Below are 16,677 nucleotides of genomic sequence, written 5' to 3'. Positions count from 1 at the left end.
GGTCCGGTCGCCGGACCGGTCGCTTTCAGGCCTTCCCGCCCCATGTCCGCCCGCCTTTCAGGCCTTCCCGCCCTCTGTCCGCCCGTTCAGACCCACGTTCAGGCTTATCGGTCCAACTTTAGGCTTCAAGCATGGCGCTGACTTGGGACGATGTTTGGGGCGCGTTTTAAACATGGGTCGTTAGCGGGGACCAGGTGGAACGACGACGGCGGGGGCCGTGTCGGGCAGAGGTCCCAGGGATTCCGCCGGTCAGAGGTCCCGGGGATTCCGTGTGTCGCGCCGGATCGGGTGGTCCGCCGGGACCTCCACCAGCACGATGCGCACGCCGTCCGGATCGGCGATCCACATTTCCAGCAGCCCCCACGGTTCTTCCACCGGCGCACGCAGAATCTCCACCCCGGCGGCCTGAAGGTTCTTCCACTCAGCCTCAATGTCGCGGACCTGGACCCACAACTCCAGCCGCCCGGCGCCCTCATCCCCGCGCTGCCCGGAAACCTCCAGCAGACCATTGCCCAGGAAGAAGACGATGCCGGGGCTTTCAGGATCGCCGAATTCACGGTAGACGGCCAGCCCCAGAACGTCGCGGTAAAAGGACTGGCTCTTCGCCGAGTCGGAAGGCCGCAGAAGTATGCGGCTGCTCAATGGCTCCATTCCGCGATCTTGTCCCAGCCATCCCCGGGCGTCAACCGCCGGCAGGTCAGCGGCGGTGCGTCGGCGCTGTCCCGTTTGGGGACGGGAAGCGGAACAGCCAGCCCTCCCGAACTCCCCTCAGCGGGAGTACTCTAGGGCCAGCGCCGATGCTGCTTCGACGAAGGAGAAGGCTGTGCCCGGGAACTATGTCGCCACCTCGACAATCTTGATCGACGCTCCGACGAGCCAAGTCTGGTCCGTCATCACCAACCCCGAATCGATCCAAGAGTTCATGTTCGGCACCACCGTCGTCACTGACTGGACCGTTGGCAGCCCGATCAGTTGGCGCGGTGAGTGGAAGGGCAAGGCATACGAGGACAAGGGCGTAATCCTTGAAATCGACTCCGGAAAGCGGCTGGTACACACGCATTTCAGCCCGCTCTCCGGCCAGGCGGACGTGCCGGAGAATTACCACACGCTGACCTGGACGCTGGAGAACAAGGCAGACAAGACCAAACTGACGCTCTCGCAAGACAACAACGCCAGCGCCGAAGAGGCGGAGCATTCAAAGGGCATGTGGGACAGCCTGGTCCAGGGCGTAAAGACAGTCGCCGAGCGCAGCTAGCGCACCCACCTACCCCTTGACTGCCCCTCGCAACGACTGCCACCATAAACGGCACATGGCGCAGCGTTGCGCAGCATGCGCAACTGAAGAGTTCGGACTGGCGCCAAACTCTCGAAGGAGCAGCACCTCATGTCACAGACCATTCCCGGTTCGGGTCCCGCCCGGCAGGCCGCCGCGAACCTGCCAGGCCCCGTCCCGCATCCCGAGATCACGCTCTACACCCGGCTGCGGAAATCGCCCTACTTCTGGAAGTCCCGGGAGCACGGCGTCGCCGCCTACAGCGTGTACAACCACACCTACCACCCGCGCCACTACGGCGATCCGGTCAGCGAGTACTGGTCCTTGCTGAACGATGTCACCCTGTGGGACGTCGGCGTGGAGCGGCAGCTGCAGATCAGCGGCCCGCAGGCTTTCGACTTCGCCAACATGCTCACCCCGCGCGACCTGACCAAGTGCCAGGTAGGCCAGTGCAAGTACGTCTTCATCACCGCTCCTGACGGCGGAATCATCAACGATCCCATCCTGCTCCGCGTGGCGGAGGACAAGTTCTGGCTCTCGCTCGCAGACAGCGACGTCCGCCTCTGGGCCATGGGCCTGGCGCACGCCGGCGGCTGGGACGTCACCGTCGAGGAGGTCGACGTCGCACCGGTCCAGATCCAGGGCCCCAAGGCCAAGGGGCTGATGAGCGACCTCTTCGGGCCCCAGATCCTCGATATGCCTTACTACCACCTGCAGCACCACACGCTCAACGGGATGGACGTCGTCGTCAGCCGAACCGGCTACACCGGCGAGATCGGCTACGAAATCTACCTCTACAACGCCACCCTGAACGCCGGAAAGCTGTGGGATACGATCTGGGAAGCCGGGCAGCCTCACGACCTCCGCGTGATCGGCCCCTGCCACATCCGCCGGATCGAAGCCGGCATGCTGGCGTACGGCTGCGACATCACCCTGAACACCAATCCGCTGGAGGTCGGCTACGACTACGACTGGATGGTGGATCTGGACCAGGACGCCGACTTCGTTGGCAGGGAGGCACTCCGCAAGGCCCGCACCGACGGGATCGGCCGGCTCATGGTCGGCGTGGAGATCGGCGGCGACCCGCTGGGCAGCTACAACGACGGATCGATGATCGAGCCGTTCCCCATCACGACCCACGGCGGCGTCCCGGCCGGCGAAGTCACCAGCGCGTGCCACTCCCCGCGCTTGGAACGCAACATCGGCCTGGCCATGGTCACGATCGCCCACAGCCGCCTCGGCACGGAACTCACCATTCATACGCCCGACGGCGAACGCCCGGGAACCGTCGTCCAGAAACCTTTCGTGGATCCCACCAAGGCAACGCCCAAGGACTGAGCAGCCGCCGCCAAGCACCGCATTATTACGACGCCGGCACGCGTCTTACGTGGCCGGCGTCGCCTTTGAGCGCCTGCGGATAATGTGGACGGAAAGACCCGAAGGCGGAAGGAGAGCTGTGGCGGCCCCGGTCATGACTCGGCAGCGAACCGATGCGGCGTGGATCGTCGTCGTGCTTGCGGGCATTACCGCAGCCATGCACATCTGGAAGCTGCCGTCGGCGATCCCCGTCATCCAGGCCGAGCTGGACATGTCCCTGGTGGAGGCCGGAGTGCTGCTGGGCCTCGTGCAGGTGGCCGGTATGGCGGGCGGACTGGCCGTCTCCCTGTTCGCCGAGATGATCGGCGCGCGCCGCTGCCTGCTGATCGGACTGGGCCTGCTGTTCGTCGGCTCCGTGGTGGGCGGTTTCGCGGAGACCGCCGGACTGCTGATGGCATGCCGCGCCGTGGAAGGCGCCGGCTTCCTGCTGGCTACCGTCGTCGCACCCGGCCTGATCCGCGCCAACACCCCTCTGCGCAGGGTCAACACCGCCGTGGGTTTCTGGAGCGCCTACCAAGGATGCGCCACGTTCGTTGGTTTGATCGCGAGCGCGCTGGTGCTGCAGGTGACGGACTGGCATACCTGGTGGTGGATCATGGCAGCCCTGACGCTGGTGCCGGTGCCGCTGGTGCTCGCGTTTGTCCCGAAGGATCCGGCGGGCGACGGCAACGGACCGAAGGCAGCGGTGCAGCGGATCGGCGTGACCGTGCGGTCGCCGAAACCGTGGGTGGCCGGCGTCGTCTTCGGTTGCTACACCATCCAGTGGATGGCCGTGGTCGGTTTCCTGCCCACTGTCTACCAGCAGAACGGCGTCACCGGGATCTGGCCGGGCGTGCTCAGCGCGGTGGTGGGCGGCCTGAATGCGGTCGGCGCCATCGCCACCGCTCCCCTGCTGCAGCGCGGCGTCACCGCCCGCCGGCTCATCATCCCCACCTTCATCCTCATGGGTACGACGTCGTTGCTCACCTTTGCGGTGGACTGGACCGCGGTGCCGCGAGGCATTGCAATCCAGTTCGCTTGTGTGGCGGCCTTCTCCCTGGTGGGGGCCGCGATTCCCTCCACGCTCACGCGGATGGCAGTGGATCTGGCGCCGCCCGGCGGCTCCACCCCCGCGGCCATGGGCCTGATGCAGCAGATCTTCAACGTCGGCAATTTTACCGGGCCGGCCATCGTCGCCTGGCTGGCCACTGCCACCGGCGGGTGGGACTCCACTTGGTGGATGACCTGTACCTTCGCCGCGCTCGGGATCGGGCTGAGCCTCTACCTGAGCGAGAAGCGCCTCGGCCTGAGCTTCGCACACCGCTAACTGCACCCCGGCGCGCAACTGCCGCTAGTTGCACCGGCATCAAGCGTGGATGCCCGCGCTCCATTGCTCCCCGACGGCAAGCAGCATCGACTGGAACGCAACCTCCGCCGGCGCCCGCACCCGGTCGTGGCGTTGGGCCAACATGACCCGCCGCGACGGCACGGAATCACCCAATTGCAGCACCCTGACCCCAGGATGCTGATTGACGACGGCGGTCTGCGGCGCCAGCGCGATGCCGAGTCCGACGCTCACCATCGCCTGCGCTTCCTGGTAGTCGTTGGCCTGGAAAGCAATATGGGGTGCGAAGCCGGCGGAATTGCAGCTCCGTTCGAGCACCTCGGCCACCGGATGCTCGTTTGCCCGGACTATCCACTGTTCCTGGGCAAGATCGGCCATCTCCACTTTGCCCATCCCTGCCAGCCTGTGTTCGGCGCCGACTACCAGCACCGTGGGTTCGACGAAGACCTGCGTGAGCTCGAACATTTTCGGATCGAGCCGGTGCCAGTCGTACTCCCAGAGAAGGCAGAGCCCCACTTCGCCTTTGGCAAGCAGTTCCACCAGTCCTTCAAGCCTGCTGCTGCGTACATCCAGCCGGATGGCAGGGTACTCGCGGCGGAACCTGCTGATAACGATCGGCAGGAAGGATCCTCCCAGAGTTGGGAAGGTGCCCAGGCTCAAGCTGCCGCGCTTGAGCCCCGCGATCTGCGCAAGGTCCGCAACCGCCGCATCCATTTCCCTCAGGATGGAGCGGGCATGGCTGGCAAGGACGTGACCGGCGTCGGTGGGGACCATGCCGCGGGAGCGGCGCTGAAGCAGCGGTTGCCCCACCTCTTCCTCAAGTTTGCGCAGCTGCTGGGACACCGCCGAGGGGGTATAGAACAACTCGTCAGCCGCGGCGGTAACCGAACCGGTCTCGACAACCTTCAGTAATATCTGCAGTCTCTTGATATCCAGCATGCCGCCTCCTTAAGCGCTGCTTCAACATACTGTAGAAAATGAGATTCGGCTACATGCTCCTTGCTGCCCCACCCGCTTCGCGGCTCGCGACAGGGCGTCTTTCCGGCAAAGAGTGTCCCCTAAGCCTTCAGTTGCCAATGAATGAAGGAGTACTACATGGAAGTCTACTTTTGGTAACTGGTAATTAACTCTTGCTGCCCTCACTATCGAATCAACAAACTTCGTGGGCCCCATCACATCTGGGGAACCCACTCTCCGATTCGTAAAGTAGGTGAGGACAATTACCAGATCAGTCGACGCCGTCTGGATGCGCGGCGGAACCAGCAAGTGCTGGGTGTTCGAGCGCGAGCAGTTGAATATCCCCGGCTACACGGTGGACGAGGTCCTGCTTCGTCTTTTCGGCAGCCCCGATTCACGACAGGTCGACGGCGTTGGGGGTGGGACCTCGACAACTAGCAAGGCCGTCATCCTGTCCCCTTCCCAGGAACCGGATACGGATGTTGACTACACATTCGCCCAGGTCGGCATTGACGAAGGCAAGGTCGATTGGGGCAGCAACTGCGGCAACTGTTCCGCCGTAGTCGCCCTCTACGCCATGGATCGCGGCTGGGTCCGGCCGCAGGCGGACGAGACACTGGTCCGCGCCCTCAACACGAACACGCAACAGCAGATTGTGCAGCGGGTCGCGACGCCGGGCGGCAGGTGGGAGCCCGAACTCGACACGATGATTCCCGGGGTACCTTTCCCCGGCACCGAGGTAGGTTTGGGCTTCGTCGAACCGGCAGGCAAAACCACCGGCAGCCTTTTGCCAACAGGCAACGCGGCCGACCTGCTGATGGTGGACGGCCGCTTCGTCGAAGCCTCAATGGTTGATGCCGGCGCGCCGCTCGTGATCATTTCCGCCACCACAGCGGGACTCGGCGAGACGGATTTCCGCGAGTGGGGCCTGGAAGTACTCCCCGAACTGGAGAATCTGGACGCGATCCGCCGCGTGGGCGCCGTAGCCATGGGCCTGTCCGCCACGCCGGAGAGCGCCGAACGAGCCATCCCCAAGCTGGCCATCGCCGCGCCGCCGGACAGCCCGGGCGAGGCCGACGTCCAGATCATGATGCTCTCCATGGGCAACCCCCACCCCGCCCTGGCCATCACCGGGAGCATCGGCCTGACGCTGGCCGCGGGCACCCCCGGCACAGTTGTCGAACGTGCCCTCAAGTCACCGGCGGAAACTTCCTTGAATATCCGCACCCCGGCAGGAATCATTTCCACGTGGCGCAGCACCATGGACGGCAGCGAAATCGTCGGCTCCGTCCGCACCGCCAGGATCCTGGCCCGTGCTTCGCTTCCGTTGCCCCCGCTGCCTGCTGCGAAGGCGCAGGCAGCGGAATCTGCCAGGCCCAGCCAGTCAAAGGAGACACCGATGGTCCAGCTGCCCCATGAGACGCCAAATAACGACGGCGGCAACGGGCGCGATGAGCTGCCGCCCGCCGACAACGAATTGGCCGAACTTGCCGATCCGCCGCAGCATTCGCGCCGCACCGTGCTGACCGCCGTCGGGCTCTTCGCCGCGCTCGGCCTGGGCACCACCGTATTCGGCGGCGGACTGCTGCGGCCGCCCGTCACGACTGCCGACGGGGACTACGCCGGGGAGACCATCAAGATGGTTATCCCGCTGGCGGAGGGCGGCGGCACCGATACCTGGGCCCGTTTCATCGGCACGGAGATGGTCCATTTTGTTCCCGGCGTACCCGGATTCGCGCCGACCAACGAGTCCGGCGGCGAAGGCATCACCGGAAGCAACCACTTCGCCACCTCCGCTAAGGACGACGGCACGGAGCTGCTGGTCAGCACCGCAACCACCGTGGTTCCCTGGGTTCTCGGCCGGCATGCGGTCAAGTACTCCTTCAGCGACCTGACTCCGGTTCTGGTCAACGGGACCGGCGGAGTCATCTATGCCCGGACCGCCGCCGGCATCAAGTCCGTCAAGGATCTGATCGGACGCGACAAGCCGCTGGTCTTCGGCGGCATCAGCGCGACCGGCCTCGACCTCACCACTCTCGTCGCCTTCGACCTGCTCAAGGCGGAGACCACGGCCACCTTTGGTTTCGAGGGCCGCGGGCCGGTCAATCTGGCGCTCCAGCGCGGGGAGATCGATATCGACTACACCACCACCTCCTCCTATGGCTCGGCCGTCGAAGGCATCGCCGAGGAAGGAAAGGCCGTAGTACTGATGTCCTTCGGCCAGCTGGACGCGGGCGGCAAGGTCATCCGCGATCCGAACTTCCCCGACGTCCCCACCGTCGTCGAGGTCTACCGCGAGCTGCACGGGACCGAGCCGAGCGGCGAAAAGCTCGAAGCGTACAAGACACTGCTCGGCCTGACCTACACGTACCAGAAGGGTCTGTGGGCGCCCGCCGGCACCCCGGACGAAGCCGTGAAGCTGCTGCGCGAGTCCGCCCACAAGATGGCCTCGGACAAGGCCTTCAATGCCAAGGCAGACAAGATTCTGGGCGGCTACCCGATTACGGCCGATGCACAGTTGCCCGCACGCGTGGCCGAGGCCTACACGGTGACGGATGCAACCAAGAAATATGTGCTGCGCCTGCTCAAAGACACCTACGACATCGAAGTCGACTAAGGAATAACAATGCTTGATTCAGCTATGGCCGCATTGGCCTCATTGGCGGACCCGGCGCTGCTGTTAATGCTGCTCGTCGGCGTTGTGGCAGGCCTGGTCATGGGCCTCATCCCGGGCCTCGGCGGCACCGGAGCGGTGGCGATCCTGCTGCCCATTACCTTCGGCATGGAACCCGCCCCGGCACTGGCCCTGCTCATCGGAGCCCTCGCCGTCGTCCATACCTCGGACACCGTCTCGGCGGTATTGCTGGGCGCACCGGGATCGGCGTCGGCATCGGTGACGATGCTCGACGGCTACTCAATGGCCCGCAAGGGCCAGGCCAAACGTGCACTCAGCCTAGCTTTCCTCTCCTCCATGGCGGGCGGCCTCATCGGTGCCGTTGGCCTGACACTGGCGATCCCGCTGGCCCGGCCGCTGGTGCTCTCCTTTGCCAGCCCGGAACTGTTCATGCTGACCGTCCTCGGCGTCGCGCTGGCCGCAGTTCTCTCGCGCGGCAACGTAGTGAAGGGCCTGGTCGCCGGCCTCCTGGGCCTCCTGCTCGGCATGGTGGGCACCTCGCCCACAACAGCCGAAGAGCGCTTCACCTTCGGCAGCCTGTTCCTCGGCGACGGGCTCTCCCTGGTCGCCGTCGCCCTGGGCATCTTCGGCCTCGCCGAGATCGCTTCGCGGGCCAGCCAGCGGCGCGGCGAAAATGCTCCGGTCAAGGTCACGGGCGGCTGGGGCTCGGGTATCCGCGAGTGGCTCACCCACTGGTCGCAGGTCATCCGCGGCTCGCTGATCGGCATCTGGGCCGGCGTGCTTCCGGGCGTCGGCGCCACCGCCGGCACCTGGCTGGCCTACGGCCAGGCCGTGGCCACGGCAAAAGACAAGCGCAAGTTCGGCAAGGGCGACCCGCGCGGCATCGTCGGGCCGGAAAGCGCCAACAACTCGGTGGAGGCCGGGGACCTGATCCCCACCCTGCTGTTCGGTATCCCCGGCGGCGTCCCCTCCGCAATGCTCCTCGGCATGCTGCTGACCTACGGGATCCAGCCGGGACCGTCCATCATCACCGACCATCTTGACCTGATGTACCTGATCGTCTGGTCCTTCGCCATCGCCTCCGTGCTCGGTGCGCTGTTCTGCTTCCTGACCGTTCGCCCGCTGGCCTCGCTGACCAAAGTTCCGTTCGCCGTCCTGGCATCCGGCCTCGTTGCGATCATGCTGCTGGGCTCCTTCCAGGAGGGCGGCCAGCTGGGCGACCTCTGGGTCATGGTGCTGCTGGGCGTGGCCGGCTGGGTCCTGAAGTCCACCGGCTTCCCGCGGGCTCCGTTCCTGATCGGCTTTGTCCTGGCCATTCCGCTGGAACGCTACTACTTCCTGACCGACAGCCTGTACAACGGGTTCGAGTGGATGCTGCGTCCGGGCACCATGGTTTTCCTGGCGGTCCTGGTGCTGCCGATCCTGTGGAACATCTTCAAGTGGATCCGTGCCCGCCGCCGGCTGGACCGCGACGACGACCCGACGCAGGAGAATGCTGTCGACGCCGAAAGCCCGCTGAAGAACTCCACCTGGTCGCTGGCCACCGCACTGGTAGTCATCGTGATCTTCGCCGGCTCGCTGGTCATCTCCTCCGGTTTCTCCCCGGAAGCGCGGCTGGTGCCGCAACTGGTGGGCTGGGGCGGCCTCATCATGGGCCTTGCCCTGCTCTGCCAGGAAATCCTGATCCGGCGCCGGGCCAGGCAGCCCCAAGCCGCCATGGCCACCCAGGTTATGGCGGAAGCGGCGGCGTCGTCGTCCATCGCCACCGGGTCCACGGGCTCCGTTCATGCCACCGGCTCGGCTGGTTCCGCCGGGTTCCCCGGCTCAACCGCTAGGGAATCGATTTCCCCGGCAGGCACTGGGACAGGCTCCCGCCGGGCCGCCGGCGCAGTGGCCACGGCCGTGCCTTCGGCGAAGTCCGCAACCGGCGAAGCTCCTGCGAGCGGTCAGGCGTCACCAGGGTATGGACCCGGCTGGACCAAGGAGGCAGGGTTTGCCTTCAAGACGTTCGGCTGGATGGCAGGGTTCCTGGTTTTGATCGGCATCCTTGGCTACCTCGTTGCCGTCATGATCTTCGTTCCGGCCTTCCTGCTCATCGTCGCCCGGGCCAAAACCAAGACGACGATCATCTACACGGCGGTTCTCTACGTGGTACTGCTGGCCCTGCCGACACTCCTGCCCATCGATCTGCCGCAGGGCTGGCTCAGCCAGCTTGTCGGCTGAGCCAGCGAACCATACGGAAACGAAAGGAACCACCGATGACAATCCTCGCCTGCTTTACCGACAGTCCTGAAGGCCGGACTGCCGTTCGCCGCGCAGTCGAAGAAGCCGGACGGCTCGACTCCGATGTGCTGATCGCGAATATCGACACGGATCGGCGGGAGCTGTCGCTGGCGGAGTTGGACATCGATCCGGCCTCGTTCAGCAGCGGGGGCCGCACGGTTGCCGTGTTGCCGCCGTCGTCGGTCATCCATGACGCCGCGGATCTGGTGCTGCAGACCGAGCAGGAGCGCAAGGTCGCACTGATCGTCCTGGGCCTGCGCCGGCGTTCGCGGGTGGGAAAGCTCATCCTCGGCAGCCACGCGCAGCGGATCCTGCTCGACGCCGGCTGTCCGGTCCTCACCGTCAAGGCAAACTGACCGGGAAATAAACTCGTCCCCGGGCATTGCACGCAAGCGATGCCCGGGGACGGGTGGTTTAAGGCCTCAGGCCCGGACCACCGGCAGGTCGCTCCACTCGGTGGTGTAGCGCGGAGAGGAGAAGTCCCGCTTCATGGACCAGGCGGCCGGAACGGCCAGCCCGCCCTGGCCGAGGCCGATGGCCGCTTCGCCGAACTTCGCCCGCACGCTGCCGAGCAGGTCGCCGATGTGCCGCTGGTCCAGATCACTGACAAACGGGTCCAGCGTCTGCTGCCCGTCGGCCGGCTCGAGTCCGGTAAACAAAACGCCCGCCCGCACATACTGGGTCCCTTCAGAGATGCAGGTGCGCATCGTCGCCACCGCGGCCCGGGTCAGCTGGATGGGATCCTGTGTCGGCACCGGCAGCCGCGCGGATGCAGAGGGGAAGGACTTCTCCCCGCCGGCAAAGCGGCTGGTTCCCGCGGTCACGGTGAGCACCGAGGCGTTCAAACCCTGGGCCGCCATCCGGGCGGCACCTCGCTGGGCGTAGACCGCCATGACCTGGTCCATCTCCTCCGCAGTGGTCACCGGCGTCGAGAAACTGCGCGAGAACATGATCTGCTGTTTGTCGGCCCGTTCCTCGGAATGCGGGATGCAGGCGGTCCCGTTCAATTCCAGTACCGTCCGTTGGAGCACCACCGAGAACCGCTTGCGGATCAGCTGCGGGTCCGCCGCCTTCAGGTCCGCCACGGTCTCGATCCCCATCGCATTCAGCCGCTTCGCGGTCCGTCCACCCACGCCCCACAACCCCGTGACCGGCACGCGCGACTGGATTCGCGCGACCTCCGCGGCCGGCATGGAGTCCAGCGAGCAGACGCCTTGCATGTGCGGGTTTCGCTTGGCAATGTGGTTCACAAACTTAGCCAGCGTCTTGGTTCCGGCTACTCCTACACACACCGGCACGCCGACGTGCCGCATGACGGCCGACCGGATCCGTGCCGCCGTCCCGAGCAGCTGCCGCTCGTCCCCGGGCAGCCCCAGGAAACACTCGTCGATCGAGTACACCTCCTGCCAGCTGCCGAACCGGCCCAGGACCTCCATCACCCGCGCGCTCAAATCACCATAGAGCTCGTAGTTGCTGGAACGGGCAACCAGCCCCCATCGCCCAGCCTCCGGGGCCACCTTGAACCATGGCGTTCCGGTGGCGATGCCGAGCTGTTTCGCTTCTTCGGAGCGCGCCACCACGCAACCATCGTTATTGGAAAGTACGACGACGGGACGCCCCTCGAGCGCGGGGTCGAAGACCCGCTCGCAGGAGACATAAAAATTGTTGACGTCCACCAGCGCGATCCGCCCGCCGGGGAGTGATGGTTCGCTAGACATGGTGCAGGCACCGGGTGACGACGCCCCAGATGCTCAAGTCGGCGAGCTCGGGCACTTCGGTGGGGACTCCGCCGTCGTCCGTCTGCAGTCTGACGTGGTCGCCGGAGAGATGCAGGCGCCGGATGAGCAGTTCGCCGTTAACCACCGCCACCACCACGGAGCCGTCCCGCGGGGTAAGGGACCGGTCCACGATGAGCTCATCGCCGTCGCTGATGCCCGCCGCCGCCATGGAATTGCCGCTTACCCGCATGACGAAGGTGCAGGTGCGGTCGCGGATCAGATGCCGGTTCAAGTCGATACCGCCGTGGAAGTAGTCCTGGGCAGGAGAAGGAAAACCGCGCGCATCCCCGGGCCCGCCGCCGTCGTTCATCTCCGGACCTGAACTGGATGGTGAAGGCGTCTCCATACCGAACACAGCAGCCGCCACCCTTCGAATCTATCTTCGATAGATAACCTTACCACCGGGTGGACAGGGATTTCTTGAGCTAATTTTGCGCAAGAACGGAACCTTGGCTTGAGTTGCCGCTGGCACGATTATGGTCATAGACGATGGGGACAGCACAGATTCGGGTACGAGTTCCGAGCATCTCCTCGGTTGAGTCAGACAGGGTGGGGGCCCTTCAAATGAACGAACCAACAGACAAGCGTCCATGCATCGTGATCATCAGCGGCCAGCTGCTGTTCGCAGAACTGCTCTCCGGCGCGCTTGCATCCCACAACCTAATGTCCGGAGGCTTTGCAGGCAATGCGGCGGAAGGCATCGAGCTGTGCCGTAACCTGCACCCGGAGGCCGTGGTCCTTGACTACCGGCTACCCGACGGCGAGGGCTTGGAGGCGGCCGAACAGATCCTGTCCGATTCACCGGCTGCGCGGATCATCCTGCTGACCGCGCATCCGTCGCACGACCTGCTGGGCCGCGCGGCCGACCTGGGCATCTGCGGACTGCTGCCGCTGCACGGCACAGTCGATTCGCTGTTCGATGCGATTGAGCACGCCCGGCCCGGCGCCATGGTGATCCATCCGTCCTTCCTCGTACCGGTCACGCCACCCAGTGGCGTTGCTGGCCTGCCGACCTTGAGCAGGCGCGAACGGCAGGTTCTGGCGCTGCTGGCCGAAGGCTGCGACGTCAAGACTTCTGCCAAGCGGCTGAATGTCACGATCAGCACTTGCCGCGGATATGTGAAGTCCGTGCTGTCCAAGCTGGACGCGCACACCCAGCTCGAAGCGGTGGCCGTGGCCAGGCGGATGCAACTGCTGGAACCGGCCCAGCCCATTTAAAGAAAGATTCCTTTAGGCAAATGTTCCAACTGGGATCCCCAGAATAGGGGGTCCGTTGGGGATTGATTTTTGGGACTGAGATTTTTCGAAGGATGACAGGGCAAGCTTTGTCCTATCTTGATCCCCAGAAACCCGCTGACACTGGTCCCGAAGTGATCAAGACTCCGGAGTCCGGCGAAGCTCGCCCCAGCCCGCCGGGCTCCGGACCCGCCCACCAAGGGGCAGATGTACCAAGCCCTTATTCGACTGACGGTGCCAGAGCAGTAGCCCTTATGAACCAACCCGGCTCCGCGGGGTGTCGGAAACAAGACGCCGGCATTCAGGGGTTACCGAAGGGAGCTGAGACCTCATCCGGATCCAGCTCGGGACGGTAACGCACGTAGCGCAGAGGGTGCCGAAATGACCGCCCTGACCAGGACGTATCGGCGGAAACCTCGACGACGATGGGCTCGATGAGGGTAAGTTCCGTCTCTCCCCCGCTTGCGTTGAACCGGTCCATGGCGGTGGACTTCACGCGGTGCGGCCACGGATGCTCCCCGGCCGGCGGCTGCAGCCGCGACCCCAGAAGCTTGGCCGCCGCCGGCTTGAGCGGAACAGACCGCCCCACTATCCGCAGCTCACCATCGATGGGCAGGCCGGCGACAATTGCCTGTGGCCTGGCCATCGGACCGATGACGGCTGCGCAGACGACGTCCAGTGTTTCCCTGTGCTTGACCTTGAGCCACTGGCGCTGGCCGCCGTCGTAACTTTGACCGGTGCCTTTGATCACCAGGCCTTCGACGCCGGTTGCCGGCAAATCCCGGAACCAGCCGGCGGCTATTTCCGGATCGGCGGTTACCGGGGACAACTCCAACGGGCCGGACCATTCCTTGGCCAGCTCCTCAAGCAGTGCGCGGCGGTCGTGCAGCGGCTCCCGTCGAATATCATGGCCAGCCACGGCGAGAAGATCGAAGGCGACGAAGTGCGCGGGCTTGTCCTGCACCTGACGCAACAAGGAACGGGCGGAGGCACTCAGTCGCTGCTGCAACAGCGAGAAGTCCAGCCGGTCCTGCGACCAGATCACCGCCTCGCCGTCCAGCAGACATCCTGGTGGCAGTTGCTCCTGGGCAGCTGCCACCAAATCCGGGAAGTAGCGGGTGAGGTCCTTGCCCTGGCGGGACTGCAAGGACGTGGCATCACCGTCCCGGCCGATGAGGAGCCGGTAGCCGTCCCATTTGGGTTCAAAGAGGCAACCGCCGGGCAGGGCATCCGGTTTCGGGATCGATGGGACGCTACGGGCCAACGCCACATCCAGCGGTGGCCGCAGCTCCGGCGGCAGGCGGTCGGACACTAAGCGAACCGGAATGCCATGCCTACACCGCTGCTCCGGCAGGACGGCCGTTCGATGCCCTGCGCAGCAGTTCGTTCGCGTCCCTGCGGTCGAGTTCCTGCCGGATCTCGTCGACGCGGAATTCCGTCTCGCGGTCGGGGGAACCTGCACGCTGATATTCCAGATCCAGCTGCCGGTGCAACAAGCTGTTGAGCACATGGAGCCGCGTGTCTGAAAGCGTCGTCAGGTCCATGGGGAAGGGTGCATGCGGCGGCAGACTGCTGGCAGTCATCGAAACACTTACGCTGCTGCCGGCTGTGCCGGCCTGATCGGTTGGCTGCTGCCCGGCAGTTCGCCCTGCATGCAAACGCCTGGATTCGGGGGAAGGACGATGCTCATGCTGCCGATTCCCGCAATCTCCAGCTGTCCCGTCATTTCGCCCAACGCCGTGTAGCCGAGGGCGTCCAGGACATCCTGCTCCAGGTGAGCGGCCTCGCGCAGGTCAAGACTGATCTGCGCATCAGCGGGCAGCCCCTTGGCACGAGTCAGCAGAGGCAGGAGCGCTTTATAGTTCCGGGCGGTTACACAGCCACGGACTTCGATGCGGACCGAAGACATATCGGTATCGAGGCACACGCAGACATTCAAACTATGTTCCATTGGTCCTTCTCAAAGGAATGGGAATTGCGGCGCCTGCTTCACCGCTTCAAGACTAGGCATGAGCCTGTCACGTTCACAATGCCCCGGAGCCTTTTTGAGCCACGGAAGGGGATATTTGCCTCATGCGGAGGCGAGTGCCCTGCGCAAGAACGAGTCGATCACGCTGCCGGCGGTCTCGTAGACAGTGGTGTCATGGCCATCGGCTTGTTTCAATGTGCAGGCCTTGCCGGTCCGGCTCTTGACCCGCTCGTTCAAGCAAATCAGCGCGGACAGTACCTCCTCCAGCTCCGCGTCCTCGTCGGACGTGCAGCGAAGCAGCCGGGCATATGCGGCCTGCAGCAGCGGTCCTGGGTTGCAGCGCAGCTCACGCCGAAACAGTAACCGGCAGTTGTCGTAGGCCTGCAGCGCTTCAATGTAGCGCGCGCCTTGTTCCAGTCCGTCCACCAAAGCGGTCCATGCGCGTTCGTTCAGCGGCTCCGCAGCAACAGCCTGCCGCGCCCAGTGGACGGCTTCGTCCGTTTTTCCCAGCTTCACTGCCATCTCGGCTGCCCTGGCACTGCAGTCGGCGACTTGCGCCGCATGCCGGGCTCGGGCAGATTCCGCCCATTCGAAAGTCAGCTCATCGCTCAGCAAGGGCGCGGACGCCAGGTCCAACGCGCTGACGAGCTTAGGATAAGCCTCCGCCGGCTTGGTGCCATCTGCCGCGCCGATGGTGCGTTCGAACAGGTCAAGATCCACCTGCACCAGCTTCGGGTCCAGAATGTAGCTGCCCTTATCCGTGCGCAGCGGACCGTTTTTCGCCTGCCCGGGCTGGATGTTCCTGCGGATGACACTGACATAGCTTTCCACCGTGGCGCTGGCCGCCGACGGCGGGTTGCCATGCCAAAGGATGTTGATGATTTGTTCCCGCGGGACCGGCCGGCCCAACTGCAGCGCCAAAATTTCCAGGATCTGGCGGGCCTTCGGGCTGCCGAGCTTGGCGGCCGTCAATACCTGCCCGTCCCGCTCCACGCGCAAAGGACCAATGAGTTTGATGGAAATACCCACGGATGGACCAATAGGTCTGTTCATGATGTGCCCCAACCCCCGATAAACCAACGCCCTAGCGGGCATCTGACCTAATAGTCGGCCTCCTGTCACCGGTTCGCCAGCCCACGGTTGAGGGTGGAATGTACCCTCAAATTCGGGGAGCAGGACCCGGGACTTCGGACCCTAGTATTGAAGGAAGAACTGCACCGCTTGGAACGCGCCGGACCGTCGTGTGGCCCGACCAAAGTTTTTTGCAAGTTTTCGGCGAATCATGGCGACATGTCAGCAATAAATGTCAGCACTGACGGCCGCGTAAAAACCGACCGCCGCCGCGTGATCGTCGTTCCCTTGGCGCTCGTGGCTTTGCTCGGACTTGCGTTCGGGTACCTGTTCCTCACCGCAGAGGTAAAAACCAGTACTCCGCTGGGCGCATCTGCCGAGGTTGAAGGCGGGGTGGCCAGCATTACCGGGGTCATACCGCTCGAAAGCGATGGATGGTTGCCGCCCTCTCCTGTGGCTACCCTTCAGAAAGATCCGCAGGAAGGCGCACACCGCGTCCGCATCCAGGTGCAATTCACGGCGTTGGACAAGACCGGCCTGCCGCTGGATCCTGAAGGATTTTTCGTTGACGGACTGGGCTCGGGGATGCCCGGCCCGCTGTGGACCTCGTCGTCCTCCACGACGCTGGCTCAGGGTGAATCCGTCAATACCACCATGGTGTTCGAACTTCCGGACAAGGCCATAGCCCTGGTCCTCGAAGATGCTGCAGGCAGCCGACTCTCCCTCGGCGTCGAACATCATACGGCGGGCTAAGCAGCCTAGCCTGATCCACGA

General features: G+C 64.7%; 16 protein-coding genes. 8 read left to right on the top strand and 8 right to left on the bottom strand.

Annotated features, from left to right (window positions below):
• Positions 1-249: 249 nt before the first annotated feature.
• A complete protein-coding gene (locus AC20117_RS09815) occupies positions 250-651 on the bottom strand; it encodes a VOC family protein (protein ID WP_074699883.1) in 402 nt (133 codons plus the stop codon).
• 172 nt (positions 652-823) lie between these two features.
• On the opposite strand from AC20117_RS09815, the gene AC20117_RS09810 reads away from it, so the two are divergent.
• The 3 genes from AC20117_RS09810 to AC20117_RS09800 all read left to right on the top strand — a co-directional run bounded on the left by AC20117_RS09810 (position 824) and on the right by AC20117_RS09800 (position 3,956).
• On the top strand, positions 824-1,255 hold the full coding sequence (locus AC20117_RS09810) for an SRPBCC domain-containing protein (RefSeq protein WP_074699884.1): 432 nt from the start codon (positions 824-826) through the stop codon (positions 1,253-1,255).
• 129 nt (positions 1,256-1,384) lie between these two features.
• Positions 1,385-2,611, top strand: coding sequence for a glycine cleavage T C-terminal barrel domain-containing protein (locus tag AC20117_RS09805; protein ID WP_074699885.1), 1,227 nt, complete (start codon positions 1,385-1,387; stop codon positions 2,609-2,611).
• A 133-nt stretch (positions 2,612-2,744) separates the two neighbouring features.
• Positions 2,745-3,956 (top strand): MFS transporter, encoded by a 1,212-nt coding sequence (locus tag AC20117_RS09800; protein WP_236777494.1) that lies wholly within the window; start codon positions 2,745-2,747, stop codon positions 3,954-3,956.
• Positions 3,957-3,995: 39 nt separating this feature from the next.
• On the opposite strand, the gene AC20117_RS09795 is transcribed toward AC20117_RS09800, so the two are convergent.
• Positions 3,996-4,913, bottom strand: coding sequence for a LysR family transcriptional regulator (locus tag AC20117_RS09795; RefSeq protein WP_074699887.1), 918 nt, complete (start codon positions 4,911-4,913; stop codon positions 3,996-3,998).
• Between the two features lie 271 nt (positions 4,914-5,184).
• On the opposite strand from AC20117_RS09795, the gene AC20117_RS23835 reads away from it, so the two are divergent.
• The 3 genes from AC20117_RS23835 to AC20117_RS09775 are packed head-to-tail and all read left to right on the top strand — an operon-like array spanning position 5,185 to position 10,205.
• Entirely contained in the window at positions 5,185-7,548 is a 2,364-nt protein-coding gene (locus tag AC20117_RS23835; protein ID WP_236777493.1) for a PrpF domain-containing protein, read from the top strand.
• 9 nt (positions 7,549-7,557) lie between these two features.
• Positions 7,558-9,789: a tripartite tricarboxylate transporter permease gene (locus tag AC20117_RS09780; protein WP_074699888.1), complete on the top strand. Its 2,232-nt coding sequence runs from the start codon at positions 7,558-7,560 to the stop codon at positions 9,787-9,789.
• A gap of 35 nt (positions 9,790-9,824) precedes the next feature.
• A complete protein-coding gene (locus AC20117_RS09775; protein WP_074699889.1) occupies positions 9,825-10,205 on the top strand; it encodes a universal stress protein in 381 nt (126 codons plus the stop codon).
• A gap of 66 nt (positions 10,206-10,271) precedes the next feature.
• On the opposite strand, the gene AC20117_RS09770 is transcribed toward AC20117_RS09775, so the two are convergent.
• Both AC20117_RS09770 and AC20117_RS09765 read right to left on the bottom strand, forming a co-directional pair.
• On the bottom strand, positions 10,272-11,567 hold the full coding sequence (locus tag AC20117_RS09770) for a Y-family DNA polymerase (RefSeq protein WP_074699890.1): 1,296 nt from the start codon (positions 11,565-11,567) through the stop codon (positions 10,272-10,274).
• Positions 11,560-11,937 (bottom strand): LexA family protein, encoded by a 378-nt coding sequence (locus tag AC20117_RS09765; protein WP_074699891.1) that lies wholly within the window; start codon positions 11,935-11,937, stop codon positions 11,560-11,562. The genes AC20117_RS09770 and AC20117_RS09765 overlap by 8 nt, the downstream gene beginning before the upstream one ends.
• A gap of 254 nt (positions 11,938-12,191) precedes the next feature.
• Between AC20117_RS09765 and AC20117_RS09760 the strand changes: the two genes are divergently transcribed.
• Entirely contained in the window at positions 12,192-12,845 is a 654-nt protein-coding gene (locus AC20117_RS09760) for a response regulator transcription factor (RefSeq protein WP_074699892.1), read from the top strand.
• Between the two features lie 319 nt (positions 12,846-13,164).
• Here AC20117_RS09760 and AC20117_RS09755 read toward each other — a convergent pair whose 3' ends face one another.
• The 4 genes from AC20117_RS09755 to AC20117_RS09740 form a co-directional block, all read right to left on the bottom strand.
• Positions 13,165-14,175: an ATP-dependent DNA ligase gene (locus AC20117_RS09755; protein WP_074699893.1), complete on the bottom strand. Its 1,011-nt coding sequence runs from the start codon at positions 14,173-14,175 to the stop codon at positions 13,165-13,167.
• 22 nt (positions 14,176-14,197) lie between these two features.
• Positions 14,198-14,446, bottom strand: coding sequence for a hypothetical protein (locus tag AC20117_RS09750; protein WP_074699894.1), 249 nt, complete (start codon positions 14,444-14,446; stop codon positions 14,198-14,200).
• 8 nt (positions 14,447-14,454) lie between these two features.
• On the bottom strand, positions 14,455-14,814 hold the full coding sequence (locus AC20117_RS09745; RefSeq protein WP_139186753.1) for a hypothetical protein: 360 nt from the start codon (positions 14,812-14,814) through the stop codon (positions 14,455-14,457).
• 120 nt (positions 14,815-14,934) lie between these two features.
• Positions 14,935-15,885, bottom strand: a complete 951-nt coding sequence (locus AC20117_RS09740; RefSeq protein ID WP_074703086.1) for an AfsR/SARP family transcriptional regulator — start codon at positions 15,883-15,885, stop codon at positions 14,935-14,937.
• Between the two features lie 237 nt (positions 15,886-16,122).
• Between AC20117_RS09740 and AC20117_RS09735 the strand changes: the two genes are divergently transcribed.
• Complete coding sequence (locus tag AC20117_RS09735; protein WP_074703087.1) at positions 16,123-16,656, top strand: hypothetical protein; 534 nt, start codon at positions 16,123-16,125, stop codon at positions 16,654-16,656.
• Positions 16,657-16,677: the final 21 nt, after the last annotated feature.

The sequence above is a fragment of the Arthrobacter crystallopoietes genome (assembly GCF_002849715.1).
GTDB classification, from domain to species: Bacteria; Actinomycetota; Actinomycetes; order Actinomycetales; family Micrococcaceae; genus Crystallibacter; species Crystallibacter crystallopoietes.
The sequence above is the reverse complement of the archived record's forward strand: the minus strand, read 5'-3'. Positions and strand labels throughout refer to the sequence as shown.

Coding starts and splice junctions, on each gene's coding strand:
- AC20117_RS09815 (WP_074699883.1), bottom strand. CDS start 651: ATGGAGCCATTGAGCAGCCGCATACTTCTGCGGCCTTCCGACTCGGCG.
- AC20117_RS09805 (WP_074699885.1), top strand. CDS start 1,385: ATGTCACAGACCATTCCCGGTTCGGGTCCCGCCCGGCAGGCCGCCGCG.
- AC20117_RS09800 (WP_236777494.1), top strand. CDS start 2,745: ATGACTCGGCAGCGAACCGATGCGGCGTGGATCGTCGTCGTGCTTGCG.
- AC20117_RS09795 (WP_074699887.1), bottom strand. CDS start 4,913: ATGCTGGATATCAAGAGACTGCAGATATTACTGAAGGTTGTCGAGACC.
- AC20117_RS09780 (WP_074699888.1), top strand. CDS start 7,558: ATGCTTGATTCAGCTATGGCCGCATTGGCCTCATTGGCGGACCCGGCG.
- AC20117_RS09775 (WP_074699889.1), top strand. CDS start 9,825: ATGACAATCCTCGCCTGCTTTACCGACAGTCCTGAAGGCCGGACTGCC.
- AC20117_RS09770 (WP_074699890.1), bottom strand. CDS start 11,567: ATGTCTAGCGAACCATCACTCCCCGGCGGGCGGATCGCGCTGGTGGAC.
- AC20117_RS09765 (WP_074699891.1), bottom strand. CDS start 11,937: ATGAACGACGGCGGCGGGCCCGGGGATGCGCGCGGTTTTCCTTCTCCT.
- AC20117_RS09760 (WP_074699892.1), top strand. CDS start 12,192: ATGAACGAACCAACAGACAAGCGTCCATGCATCGTGATCATCAGCGGC.
- AC20117_RS09750 (WP_074699894.1), bottom strand. CDS start 14,446: ATGACTGCCAGCAGTCTGCCGCCGCATGCACCCTTCCCCATGGACCTG.
- AC20117_RS09745 (WP_139186753.1), bottom strand. CDS start 14,814: ATGGAACATAGTTTGAATGTCTGCGTGTGCCTCGATACCGATATGTCT.
- AC20117_RS09740 (WP_074703086.1), bottom strand. CDS start 15,885: ATGAACAGACCTATTGGTCCATCCGTGGGTATTTCCATCAAACTCATT.
- AC20117_RS09735 (WP_074703087.1), top strand. CDS start 16,123: ATGTCAGCAATAAATGTCAGCACTGACGGCCGCGTAAAAACCGACCGC.